The sequence below is a fragment of the Burkholderia sp. E168m15 genome (genome assembly GCF_016586105.1).
Lineage (GTDB): Bacteria > Pseudomonadota > Gammaproteobacteria > Burkholderiales > Burkholderiaceae > Burkholderia > Burkholderia orbicola.
In genome coordinates, this window is the sequence record NZ_BCPO01000172.1 from 68,340 (window position 1) to 80,173 (window position 11,834).

An 11,834-nucleotide genomic window follows, 5' to 3' on the forward strand; every position below is an offset into this window, starting at 1 on the left:
AATCACCGATGCGTGATCGCCACGGCATGCGCGTTGCGCACTCCCACGCATTCTGGAACACAGCTCGCCAGGAATCGCCGTTTATCCGGCCGTTCCGGGTTCCTAAACTTGCTCCGTCGGTTCGACCTGCCCCAATGCGCCGAACCGCAAACGAAACTGTCTGAGGAAATCGTGAAATCGCTCATCGTTACCATCGCCGCCGTCGCCACTACAGCCATCGCGCTGCTCGCCGCACCGACCATGTCGTACGCACAATCGCCGTCGCACTCGACGCTCACCCGCGCGCAAGTGCGCCAGGAGTTGCTCGACCTCGAATCGGTCGGCTACAACCCGACGATCGGCGACGGCGACAGCTATCCGGACGACATCGTCGCCGCGCAGGAACGCCTGGCCGCGAAGCGCCTTGCCGAACACAAGCGCGCCGAAGCGGCCTACGGCCCGAACGGCGCACCGGGTTCGGATGCCGGCGCGCCGGCAGCGGCGGCCGTGACGCACTGACGCGCCGCCGGTCGCCGAGAGGACGCCCCCAACTCCGCGCCGTCCCGTGGGGCATGCGGCTAAAATACCGGCCTGCCGCGCGTCCCGCCGCGGCCGGAGGACACTCATCATGACCGCACGTCGCGGTGCCGCGGTCGCCATCGCACCCGGCCACGAGACAGCCAGCCTGTCGAAAGCCCAGCAAACGTTCAATACGCTCGTCAAGCAGATCGAAAAGCGGCGCGAGCGGCTCGGCGCGTGGGAAGCCGTGATGCCGGCGTTCCAGAAGAAGTTCGTCGATGGGTTGTTGCCGCTCGAACAGGAAGCGACGGCGCTGCGCATCCGGCTGATCCATCTGCTCGACGACGCGTTCCTGCAGAAGGGTCTGAGCAAGGCCGAGCAGCGCACGCTGTCCGACCTGATCGTGGATATGGCGGGTGATTTGCTCGACGTCAGCGACGACGCGACGTTGAAGATCATCTACAACCGGCATGCCGGCCCCGCGCACACCGGCCACGAAGCGGCCGCTCCCGAGCCCGCCAAACCGGGACGGGAACAGGAGCCCGAACCGCAACCGCCAGAAGGTCTCGACACGCTGTCGCCCGAGGAACTCGCCGAACGCCTGCAGGCCGAACTCGACGCCCAGTTCGAGCGCGACATGGCCGCCCACGCGGCCCGCGAGGCGCAGCGCGCGAAGCGCAAGAAGGCACCGAAGCAATCGGCGGCACAGGCGCGCATCGAAGCCGAGCAGGCCGAATCGAACAAGTCGATCCGCGAGATCTATCGCAAGCTGGCCAGCGCGCTGCATCCCGATCGCGAACCCGATCCGCAGGAGCAGCAACGCAAGACCGTGCTGATGCAGCGGGTCAACCGCGCCTACGAGAAGGGCAACCTGCTGCAACTGCTCGAACTGCAGCTGGAGATCGAACAGATCGACCGGCGTGCGATCGACGGCCTCAGCGAAGCGCGGCTCACGCGCTACAACGGCATCCTCGAGGAACAGCTGCGCGAACTCGATCAGGAGATCGTGCACGTCGAGAATGATTTCCGGCGCACGTACGGGATCGCGTCGTCCACCAAGGTTGCGCCCGATACCGTGCTGCGCATGCTGGCACGCGACATTGCCGGCACGCAGCGGAGCAACCAGGACCTGAGCGTCGCGCTGCGCGAGTTCGAGGACCCGGATCAGGTCAGGAACTGGCTGAAGGACATGAAGCGCCGGCCGGCATCGTCCCGCTTCGACGACGATTCGTATTGAGTCGGCAAGCGCCGGGGGTAACGCGCGACGCGCACGCCCCGCCCATCACCGCACCTCCCCCATCCCGCCCATCAACGCCATCAACTGCTCGCGCAGCCACTGGCTGCCCTGATCCTGATCGGCACTGCGATGCCAGTAGCAGAAGTAGTCGAGCCCCGGCATCTCGAACGGCAGTTCGAGAATCCGCGCCGGATAGCGCTGCAGCAGCCGCAGCGGCGCCGTCAGCGCGAGGTCGCTGCGCATCGCGATCAGCGGCGCGACCATGTAGTGCTGCACGCGCATCTGGATGTTGCGGCGCAGCCCGAGCCGCGTCAGTTCCGCGTCGACGTGCCCGCTGCCCTTGCGGCGGCTCGATACGTGGATGTGGCCCATCGACAGGTAGTCGTCCATGGTCAGCGTATCGCCCTTGAACGGGTGATCGTCGCGGATCATGCACGCGTAGCGGTCCTGCACGAGCAGCGCCTGGTGCAGATGCGGATCGCCGATCAGCGGCGCGTCGATCGCGATGTCGACCGAGCCGTTCGCGAGCGCGGTCGCGACTTCGCGGCGGTCCATCGTGTAGCTGCGCACGTGCATGCCGGGCGCATGCGTCTGCAGCAATTCGCCGAGCGCGGGCAGCAACAACGCCTCGGTCAGGTCGCTCATGCTGAGCCGGAACACGCGCTCCGACGAAGCCGGATCGAACACGTCGCCTTCGTGCGCGCTCGAATCCAGCAATTGCAGCGCCTCGCGCACGCGGCCGACGATGTTCTCGGCCATCGGCGTCGGCATCATCCCGGCTGGCGTGCTGACGAACAGCGGATCGTTCAGCGTCTTGCGCAGCCGCGCGAGCGCGTTGCTGACGGCCGGCTGCGTGAGGTTCAGCACCTCGGCCGCGCGCGTCAGGTTGCGCTTGTTGTAGATCGCCTCGAATACGACGAACAGGTTCAGATCAATCTTCGAAAGGCGCATCGCCGGATCTCCTTGCCGGCATCTTAATACGGCGTGCGCCTCCCGTTCACCCACGTCGCGCTCCCGTGCGGCGCGGCGCTCAGCCGCGCGGCGGCGGCGTCAGGTACGGCGTCGTCGCGCCGGGTTCGCCGCCCTTGATCTCCATCCGCGCGATGGCCTGCAGGTGCACCTCGTCCGGACCGTCGGCGAAGCGCAGCGCGCGGCCCCAGGTCCACAGGTCGGCCAGCGGCGTATCGGGGCTCAAGCCCGCCGCGCCGAATACCTGCATCGCGCGGTCGCATACGTCCGTATAGACGGTCGGCACGAGCGCCTTGATCATCGAGATTTCCTTGCGCGCCGCCTTCGCGCCGACCTTGTCGATCATCCACGCGGCCTTCAGCACCAGCAGGCGTGCCTGGTCGATCTCGATACGCGAGCGCGCGATCCATTCGCCGACCGTGCCGTGCCGGTTCAGCGGCTTGCCGAACGCGACGCGCGACTGCGCGCGGTCGACCATCAGCTCCAGCGCCAGCTCGGCCGCGCCGATCGAGCGCATGCAGTGGTGAATACGGCCCGGCCCGAGGCGCGCCTGCGCGAGCGCGAAGCCGCTGCCTTCCTCGCCGAGCAGGTTGCGCGCCGGCACGCGCACGTTGTCGAACGTGATCTCGCAGTGCCCTTCCGGCGCGTGGTGATTGACCACCGTGATGTTGCGCACGACCGTCACGCCCGGCGTGTCGCGCGGCACGAGGATCATGCTCTGCTGCTGGTGCGACTCGGCCTCGGGATCGGTCTTGCCCATCACGATGAAGATCTTGCAGTTCGGATGCGCGGCGTTCGTGATGAACCACTTGCGGCCGTTGATCACGTACTCGTCGCCCACGCGCTCGATGCGTGTCGTGATGTTGGTCGCATCCGACGACGCGACGTCGGGCTCCGTCATCGCGAACGCCGAGCGGATTTCCCCGCGCAAGAGCGGCAGCAGCCACTGTTCGCGCTGCTCGGGCGTCGCGAACATGTGCAGCAGTTCCATGTTGCCGGTGTCCGGCGCGTTGCAGTTGAACACTTCCGACGCCCAGCTCACGCGCCCCATGATCTCGGCGAGCGGCGCGTATTCGAGGTTCGTCAGGCCCATCCCCGGCTCGTCGTCCTTCAGGTGCGGCAGGAACAGGTTCCACAGCCCTTCCGCCTTCGCGCGTTCCTTCAGTTCCTCCATGAACGACACCGGATACTGGCCCGCGTGCACTTCGTCGTTCCACTGGCGGATGCGCGGCACGATGTGCGCATCCATGAATGCGCTCACGCGTTCGCGCAGTGCTTCCACTTTCGGGGTGTAGCCAAAGTCCATGATCGACTCCTCGAGATTTCCGTGTTTCCGTTCGTTCGGTTCAGAAGGCCGAGACGCCGCCGTCGACGGCGACGGCCTGCCCGGTCAGATACGTGTTGTCCTTCGCGCACAGCATCAGCATCGTCGCGACGATTTCGTCGGGCCGGCCGAGCCGCTTCATCGGCGAGCCCTGCGCCAGAAAATCCTGGCGCTCGCCGATCTCGCTGTCGGTGACCATCGGCGTCGTGCTGTAGAACGGGCACACCGCATTCACGCGGATGCCGTGGCGCGCGTATTCGAGGGCGGCCGTCTTCGTGAGCCCGACCACCGCATGTTTCGACGCCGCATACGCGGCCAGCTTCGGCGCGCCGCCGAGCCCGGCCATCGACGCGACGTTCAGGATCACGCCTTCGCGCTGCGCGAGCATCTGGCGGATCTGGTGCTTCATCCCGAAGAACACGCCCTTGGCGTTCACCGCGAAGTTCAGGTCGAGATCGGCTTCGTCGGTGTCGATCAGCGCCTTCATCGGCGGCGCGATGCCCGCGTTGTTGATGCCGACGTCGAGCCGCCCGAATCGCGCGACGGCTTCCTGCACCAGCGCGGCGACCTCCGTTTCGACGCGCACGTCGCAGCGCTGCGCGATCACGTCGGCGCCGGCCGCGCGCAGCGGCGCGGCCACGCGTTCGAGCGCATCGCCGTTCAGGTCGCCGAGCGCGAGCCGCGCGCCCATCGCGGCGAGTTCGCTCGCGAGCAGCGCGCCGAAGCCGCTCGCGGCGCCGGTGATCATCACGGCCTGGCCGGCGTAGCTGTCCAGTTTCATCGCGCGCTCAGATCGTCAGGCCGCCGTCGACGACGATGCATTCGCCGTTCGTGTAGCTCGCCGCATCCGACACGAGATACAGCACGGTGCCGGCCATTTCGCGCGGCTCCGCGTGGCGGCGCAGCGGAATCTTCGTCATCCAGGTTTCGTAGATGTCCTTGTCCGCGAACAGCGCGCCCGCGAACTTCGTCTTCGTGAGCCCCGGCAGCAGCGCGTTCACGCGGATGCCGAGCGGCCCGCATTCCTTCGCGAACGCCTTCGTCATGTTGACGACGGCCGCCTTCGTGATCGAATAGATGCCCTGCCAGTCGCCCGGCTGCAGCGCATTCACCGATGCCGTGTTGACGATCGCGCCGCCGCCGTGCGTCTTCATCAGCTTGCCGGCTTCGACCGACATGAAGAAGTACCCGCGGATGTTCACGTCGACGGTCTTCTCGTACGCGGCGAGATCGGTATCGAGGATGTGCCCGAAATACGGGTTCGCAGCGGCGTTGTTCACGAGGATGTCGAGGCGGCCGTGCTTGCCGCGGATGTGTTCGAACGTCGCGGCGATGTCCTCCAGGCGCCCGACGTGGCACGCCAGCGCCTCGGCGCGGCCGCCCGCCGCGACGATCGCGTCGGCCACGGCCTGGCAGTCGTCGAGCTTGCGGCTCGACACGATCACGTACGCGCCCTGCTCCGCGAGCAGTTTCGCGATTTCCTCGCCGATGCCGCGGCTCGCGCCCGTCACCAGCGCGATCTTGCCCGTCAGGTCGAACAGGTTCGTTGCCATGTTGCTGTGCTCCTCCATTGATGGTGTTGTCGTATTGCCGCGCGGCGATCGTGACGATCGTGACCCTTCGCGGCGATCTCAGCGATGCGCGTCGATCACGCCGACGGCCAGTTCGGCCAGCCGGCCGGCCATTTCGCCGACGCGCAGCGCCTGCTCGCTCGATGCGTTGCCCTGCAACGCGCGCGCCTTCACGCCCTGCGCGATCGCCGCGAGCCGGAAGAAGCTGAAGGCGAGGTAGAAATGCCAGTCGCGGATCGGCGCGATGCCGCGCAGTTCGCAGTAGCGCGCGACGATCGCCGCTTCGTCGGGAATCCCGAGCGCCGCGCGATCCTGGCCCGCGAGCCCGCGCACCTGGCCGCCGGACGGCAGCCGCAGGCACATGCAGAAGTACGCGAGATCGGCGAGCGGGTTGCCGAGCGTCGACAGTTCCCAGTCGAGCACGGCCTGCACGCGATAGCCGTCGCGCGCGAACATCAGGTTGTCGATCCGGAAGTCGCCGTGCACCAGTGCGGGCCGGCCCGTATCCTCGGGACACGCCTTCGGCAGCCAGTCGATCAGCGTCTCCATCGCATCGAGGCGCCCGGTTTCGGCCGCGCGATACTGCTTCGTCCACACGCCGATCTGGCGTTCGAAGTAGTTGCCCGGGCGGCCGTAGTCGGCAAGGCCCACCGCGTCGACATCGACGTCGTGCAGCGCGGCCATCGTCCGCAGCAGTGCGTCGTAGCAGGTCGCGCGCTCGGCCTTCGGCAGTTCCGGCAGCGCAGGGTCCCAGAAGATCCGGCCGTCCTCGAAGCTCATCACATAGAACAGGCTGCCGATCACGTCGCGGTCTTCGCACAGGTGATACGGATGCGCGACCGGCACCGCGGTACCCGACAGCGCGGTGAGCACGCGGAATTCGCGGTCGACCGCGTGCGCGGATTTCAGCAGTTCGCCCGGCGGCTGGCGGCGCAGCACGTAGCGGCCGCTCTTCGCATTCAGCAGGAAAGTCGGATTCGACTGGCCGCCGGCAAACTTCTCCGTGTCGACCGGGCCTTCGAAGCCCGGCACGTGGGTTTCCAGATAGCGCGTGAGGCGGGCTACGTCGAGTTGCTGGGAAGGGTTCGTCATCGTCGCGATCGTTCGTGGGTCAGCCGTAGGTGCGCAGCGCGTGTCGTTCGGGGTCCTCCAGATGCGGGATGCCGTTGAACGACGCGAGGTGGAACGCCTCGGCGTTGAAGAAAAACTGCGAAAGACTGCTGTTGCGGATCTGCAGGTTCAGCGCGATCGCGCTCGACGGCGGGGCCGCGAGCACCTGCTGCACGGTGACCGCGATCGGGCCGCCGGAGCTCACCGCCAGTACGCGCTGGCCGCCGCCTGCGCGGATCGCCGCGCGCGCGTCGGCCACGCGCTGCTGGAAATGGGCCCAGGTTTCGGGAGCCGCATCGCCGAGCTTGTCCTCGGTCCACAGCTGCAGCACCTGCCGGAGCGCGCGGAAATGGTCCTTCATCGTGCCGGCCGCGAGCCGCGCGATCTCCGGGTAGTCGCTGGCGGCGGCCGCGAACAGCCCGTGGAAATCGTATTCGTTCAGGCCGGGATGGCGATCGACCGCGACGCCTTCGCGGCCCATCCCGCGCAGGATCGCGGCGACCGTCTGCGCATGGCGGTTCATCGTGCCGCAGATCACGCGGTCGAACGCCAGGCCCTGCCGCACGAAATATTCGCCGAGCCAGACGCCCTGCTGGTCGCCCGCCGCGGAAAGCCGGTCGTAGTCGTCGGTGCCGAATGACGCCTGCCCGTGCCGTACCAGAAAGAGTTCAGCCATTGCATGCCCGCCTGAGTGAAGGATTCAGCATAGCGAGCGGGCGACCATTTTTAAAATTTATTTGTTGAATGAACTGGCATTCATGATGTAAATGCCCCTGCCTTCGCAGATGGCGTGGCTTTGTCCGACTTATACTGCCCGATCCGCCCCCTTCACAGGAGTCCCGCCCATGTCGCATTCCCCGCCCAACGACCTGCCCCGCTATCGTTTGCTGACGGGCAAGGACGACGCCACGTTTTGCCACCGTGTGTCGGATGCGCTGGCGCTCGGCTATCGCCTGTACGGTTCGCCCGCCGCCACCTTCAACGGCGATCACGTCGTCGTCGCTCAGGCCCTGCTCTGGCCGGACACCGCCGGCACGGACGCCGGCGCGTAATCCCGGTCGCCCGCCGCGCACCGTCCGATGCGGCAGCGGCGCCCTACGGAACGATCGTCCCCTCGCGGCACGCGAATTGCGACAGCCGACACCGTGTCGAATAAATCCAGGAGGGATGCGATGCTCGGTACGATCCTCATCATCGTTCTGATTCTGCTGCTCATCGGAGCATTTCCTGCATGGCCGCATAGCCGAAGCTGGGGCTACTGGCCATCGGGGACCGTCGGGCTGATCGTCGTCATTGTCGTGATACTGGTGCTGCTCGGTCGCATCTGACGCCCCCGCCACCCGCGGCGGGACGCGTCGCAGCCGGCACGGGTGCGTGCCTTCCCGAGCCTTCGCCGTGGATTCTTTACACGACGAGACCCGCAAAGACATGCACCCGATGCCGTCAACCCTTTCCGTTACTGGCCACCCTCCAGGCGTAACTGGAGCTTGCTCTTCACCGACGTCACGCCCGGGACCTGGCGGGCCGCGTCCACCGCGGCCCGGTCCTGCGACTCGTCGGCGATCTGCCCGGCCAGTGTCACGTCGCCCGTCTTCGCCTTCGCGAACACGGTGACCTGCGCATTGCCCACGCCGGGCGCTCTCACGATGGCCTGCCGAACCTTCTTCGCGAATGCGCGGTCGGCCGCGCGTTCGGCCTTCTTCGCCGCCCGCGGCGACGCGGCCGCCGATGCCGCCTGCTCGGCGGGCGCGGTGGGTGCGGCGGACTGCGCGTGACCGGCCAGCGGCGACAACGCAACGAAACCTGCAACGACGATTGCAAAACGGGACTTCATCGGATTCTCCTCGACAGGAACGAACGGGTACAACGGGTACGACGGATGGGCCGGCCGTCAGGCCGTGACACCGGCCACCGCACGGGCACGGGCACGCTCGCGGCCGCGCGGCGCCGCGAGCGCGTCGAGCGCGCGGGCGTCGGCTTTCAGCGCGGGCGACAACCCCAAGCGCAGATGCTCGACGAAGGTGCGAACCTTCGCGTCCAGGAAGCGGCGCGACGCATACATCGCGTAAACGTCGAGCATCGTCAACCGGTAGTCCGGCAGCACGCGCACGAGCCGCCCGCTGCGCAGGTCGTCGATCGCCGAATAGATCGCCAGCGAGCCGATGCCCAGCCCCGCGCGCAGCGCGATCGACAGCGCCTCCGGCGCATTCGCGTGGAACGGCGCGGCCGTGACCGCATGCGACGCGGTCTGGCCGCCGGGGCCGTGCAGCAGCCATTCGTCGTTCGCTTCGGCCGGCGTATCGAGGCGCAGGCAGGTATGGCGTGCCAGGTCGGCGGGCGCGGACGGCACGCCGTGGCGAGCCAGGTAGGCCGGCGACGCAACCAGCACGCTGAACGACGTGCCGCATGAATGCGCGATGCAGGCGGAATCAGGCAGGCTCGCGGCCGTGACGACCGATACGTCGTAGCCTTCCTCGACGAGATTGGGCATCCGTTGCGAATAAGTCATCTCGATGGCGACTTCGGGAAAGCGCGCCCGATAGGCGACGGCCAACGCGGTCACATGGCTCTGCCCGAGCCCCGGCATCGTATGCACGCGCAAGCGTCCGTACGGGCGGACCAGCGCGTTCCGGGCCTCGGCATTCGCCTGGTCGACATCGCCGAGAATCGATTGCAGGCGCTCGAAATAGCGGCGCCCGCTGTCGGTCAGTGCGATTTTCCGGGTGGTCCGGTTCAACAGACGAATCTGCGCATACGCCTCCAGGCTCGCGACGGCCCGCGACACCTGCGCGGTCGCGACATCGGTCTGCTTCGCCACGGCGGAGAAGCTGCCGGCCTGCACGACGCGAACGAACGTCCGCATGTTCTCGAGCATGTCCATTTCGACTCATCGTCCAGTGCGGTGCTGCATCCACGCGACGCGCCGGCGGGGCGCGGCGACGCATTCGGTGCCCCGATTGTCGGGCCATCCCCGCCGCAGCTTCAGCCCCCCGACCGGGGGGCTGAAGCGTCCGCGGATCATGTGGAATGCTTGGCGTTTGCGTCGATGGCAGCCCGAAGCGCATGATCCGCGGCCGGCGTCGCCAGCACGATCTTGCCGATATGCCGTCCCGAATCCATCAGCTCGTGCGCCGCGCGCGCGTCGCGCAAATCGAACAGCCGATAGACCTGCGGCCTGACCGTGCCTTGCCGGATCAGCGGCCACACGGCCTCCTCGAGCTCGCGAATGATCTGCGCCTTCTCCGCGTAAGTGCGCGAGCGCAGCGTCGAGCCGATGTGCGTGAGCCGCTTCGTCAGCATCGGAAACAGATCGAGCTCCTTCGCGGGGCCATTGATCACGCCGATCTGCACGATGCGCCCGTTCATCGCGGCCGCCGCGAAATTGCGCGCGACGTAGTCGCCCGCGATGATGTCGACGATCACGTCGACGCCCTTGCCGCCCGTGAAGCGCGCGACTGCCTCGACGAAATCCTCGCTGCGATAGTCGATCGCGAGATCCGCGCCGAGCCGCATGCTCGCGTCGCGCTGCGCGTCCGACCCGACGGTGGTGATGATCGTCGCCGCGCCGAACGCCTTCGCCAGCATCGTCGCCGTCGTACCGATGCCCGACGCGCCGCCGTGGATCAGCACGCTTTCACCGGGGGAAAACCGACCGCGCTGGAACAGGTTCAGCCAGACCGTCATGAAGGTCTCCGGCAGCGCCGCTGCCTCGGCCATCCCGAGGCCGTCGGGAATCGCGAGCGTGTTGCTCTCGTTCGCCACCGCGTATTCCGCGTAGCCGCCGCCGGGAATCAGCGCGCAGACGCGATCGCCGACGACGAACCGCGTGACGTCGCGCCCGACCGCGACGACCTCGCCGGCGATCTCGAGGCCGGGAATGTCGGACGCGCCGGGCGGCGGATCGTACAGCCCCTTGCGCTGGAATACGTCCGGGCCGTTGACGCCGGCCGCGTGAATCCGGATCAGCACGTCGCCGGGGCCCGGCACCGGTACGGCCCGGGTCGCCGGCACGAGCACGTCGGGGCCGCCGGGCCGCACGATTTCGATCGCGGTCATGTGGGTGGGCAGGGGGGCGCGTCATCAATCACGATATGATCCTCAACGTTCGTCGATGCGCGGCCGATTCGCGGGCCATCCCCGAATCGCGGCATCGCCATGTAGGTGAAGCCAGTCTATGGGCGATGCCGCGCGCGGGCACGCAGCGAATTACCGGTCGGGGAATGCAAAAATGCATCAGTCGGGACACACGATGAACTGGGACGACGCGCGCGTCTTTCTCGCGATCCATCGCGAGCGCACGCTGCGCCGCGCGGCGCAGACGCTCGGCGTCGATCAGGCGACGGTCGGGCGGCGGCTCGCGACGCTCGAGCACATGCTCGGCGCGACGCTGTTCCTGCGTTCGTCGAAAGGCTATCTGCCCACGCCGGTCGGCGAACTGGCGCTGCGCGCCGCCGAGGCGATGGAGCAGCATGCGCACGAGCTGGTGCGGCTGACGCAGGGGGTCGACCGGCGGCTCGCCGGGGAGGTGAAGATCACGACGACCGACGCGCTCGCGATCGAGTTCGTGATGCCGTCGATCGCACGGCTGCACGCGAAACATCCCGACGTCTCCGTCGCGCTGAACACGTCGACCCACATCCTGAATCTCGCGAAACGCGAAGCCGATATCGCCATCCGCACCGTGCGGCCCGAGAACCCCGATCTGGTCGCGCGCCGGCTGGCGTGCTGGGACATGGGGCTATTCGCGTCGCCCGACTATCTGCACCGGCACGGCGAGCCCGAGCGCGGCCGCGCGTTCGCGGGCCACGACCTCGCCGTCTACCAGCCGTACATCGACGCCAGCCGCAAGCCGACCCTCGCCGGCGAACCGATCGACGGCGGCCGCATCGTCACGCGCACCAACTCGAACCTGATGCTGCGTGCGGCGCTGCGTGCGGGCCTCGGCGTCGGCGAGATTCCGGTTCACATGGGCGAGCGCGACGGGCTCGCGCGGATCTGGCCGGATCGCATGCGGGCGTCGCCGTACGAGGTCTGGCTCGTCACGCACCGCGACCTGCGCCACACCGCGCGCATCCGTGCGGCGATCGACGAGATCGTGGCCGCGTTCGCCGCGCACCGCTGACGC

At 67.7% G+C, this 11,834-nt stretch carries 14 protein-coding genes; 5 read left to right on the forward strand and 9 right to left on the reverse strand.

The window, feature by feature from the left end:
* The first annotated feature begins 171 nt into the window (after positions 1 to 171).
* Both JMF86_RS26735 and JMF86_RS26740 read left to right on the forward strand, forming a co-directional pair.
* Positions 172 to 498, forward strand: a complete 327-nt coding sequence (locus JMF86_RS26735) for a DUF4148 domain-containing protein (RefSeq protein WP_041489673.1) — start codon at positions 172 to 174, stop codon at positions 496 to 498.
* 109 nt (positions 499 to 607) lie between these two features.
* The gene (locus JMF86_RS26740; RefSeq protein WP_011548624.1) at positions 608 to 1,735 is read left to right on the forward strand and encodes a J domain-containing protein; all 1,128 of its coding nucleotides are present in this window, start codon (positions 608 to 610) and stop codon (positions 1,733 to 1,735) included.
* Between the two features lie 45 nt (positions 1,736 to 1,780).
* On the opposite strand, the gene JMF86_RS26745 is transcribed toward JMF86_RS26740, so the two are convergent.
* From JMF86_RS26745 to JMF86_RS26770, 6 genes are all read right to left on the reverse strand, one after another.
* Positions 1,781 to 2,686 carry a LysR family transcriptional regulator gene (locus JMF86_RS26745; protein ID WP_011548625.1) on the reverse strand — a complete coding sequence of 302 codons (906 nt, stop codon included), beginning with the start codon at positions 2,684 to 2,686 and terminating at the stop codon, positions 1,781 to 1,783.
* Positions 2,687 to 2,765: 79 nt separating this feature from the next.
* Positions 2,766 to 4,010: an acyl-CoA dehydrogenase family protein gene (locus tag JMF86_RS26750; protein WP_011548626.1), complete on the reverse strand. Its 1,245-nt coding sequence runs from the start codon at positions 4,008 to 4,010 to the stop codon at positions 2,766 to 2,768.
* A gap of 40 nt (positions 4,011 to 4,050) precedes the next feature.
* Positions 4,051 to 4,809: an SDR family NAD(P)-dependent oxidoreductase gene (locus JMF86_RS26755; protein ID WP_011548627.1), complete on the reverse strand. Its 759-nt coding sequence runs from the start codon at positions 4,807 to 4,809 to the stop codon at positions 4,051 to 4,053.
* A 7-nt stretch (positions 4,810 to 4,816) separates the two neighbouring features.
* Positions 4,817 to 5,581 (reverse strand): SDR family oxidoreductase, encoded by a 765-nt coding sequence (locus tag JMF86_RS26760; protein WP_011548628.1) that lies wholly within the window; start codon positions 5,579 to 5,581, stop codon positions 4,817 to 4,819.
* A 78-nt stretch (positions 5,582 to 5,659) separates the two neighbouring features.
* The gene (locus tag JMF86_RS26765; protein WP_006480030.1) at positions 5,660 to 6,691 is read right to left on the reverse strand and encodes a phosphotransferase; all 1,032 of its coding nucleotides are present in this window, start codon (positions 6,689 to 6,691) and stop codon (positions 5,660 to 5,662) included.
* A 19-nt stretch (positions 6,692 to 6,710) separates the two neighbouring features.
* Positions 6,711 to 7,385: a histidine phosphatase family protein gene (locus JMF86_RS26770; protein WP_011548629.1), complete on the reverse strand. Its 675-nt coding sequence runs from the start codon at positions 7,383 to 7,385 to the stop codon at positions 6,711 to 6,713.
* Positions 7,386 to 7,554: 169 nt separating this feature from the next.
* Here JMF86_RS26770 and JMF86_RS26775 point away from each other — a divergent pair, with 169 nt between their 5' ends.
* On the forward strand, positions 7,555 to 7,761 hold the full coding sequence (locus tag JMF86_RS26775; protein ID WP_006480032.1) for a DUF1737 domain-containing protein: 207 nt from the start codon (positions 7,555 to 7,557) through the stop codon (positions 7,759 to 7,761).
* A 120-nt stretch (positions 7,762 to 7,881) separates the two neighbouring features.
* Positions 7,882 to 8,037: a DUF3309 family protein gene (locus JMF86_RS26780; protein ID WP_006483086.1), complete on the forward strand. Its 156-nt coding sequence runs from the start codon at positions 7,882 to 7,884 to the stop codon at positions 8,035 to 8,037.
* 128 nt (positions 8,038 to 8,165) lie between these two features.
* Here JMF86_RS26780 and JMF86_RS26785 read toward each other — a convergent pair whose 3' ends face one another.
* The 3 genes from JMF86_RS26785 to JMF86_RS26795 form a co-directional block, all read right to left on the reverse strand.
* Positions 8,166 to 8,543 (reverse strand): BON domain-containing protein, encoded by a 378-nt coding sequence (locus JMF86_RS26785; RefSeq protein WP_006480033.1) that lies wholly within the window; start codon positions 8,541 to 8,543, stop codon positions 8,166 to 8,168.
* Positions 8,544 to 8,600: 57 nt separating this feature from the next.
* Positions 8,601 to 9,590 carry a LysR family transcriptional regulator gene (locus tag JMF86_RS26790; protein ID WP_011548630.1) on the reverse strand — a complete coding sequence of 330 codons (990 nt, stop codon included), beginning with the start codon at positions 9,588 to 9,590 and terminating at the stop codon, positions 8,601 to 8,603.
* A 137-nt stretch (positions 9,591 to 9,727) separates the two neighbouring features.
* A complete protein-coding gene (locus tag JMF86_RS26795) occupies positions 9,728 to 10,765 on the reverse strand; it encodes an NAD(P)H-quinone oxidoreductase (protein WP_011548631.1) in 1,038 nt (345 codons plus the stop codon).
* A 193-nt stretch (positions 10,766 to 10,958) separates the two neighbouring features.
* Between JMF86_RS26795 and JMF86_RS26800 the strand changes: the two genes are divergently transcribed.
* Positions 10,959 to 11,831 (forward strand): LysR family transcriptional regulator, encoded by an 873-nt coding sequence (locus JMF86_RS26800; RefSeq protein ID WP_027813897.1) that lies wholly within the window; start codon positions 10,959 to 10,961, stop codon positions 11,829 to 11,831.
* The last annotated feature ends 3 nt before the right edge of the window (positions 11,832 to 11,834 follow it).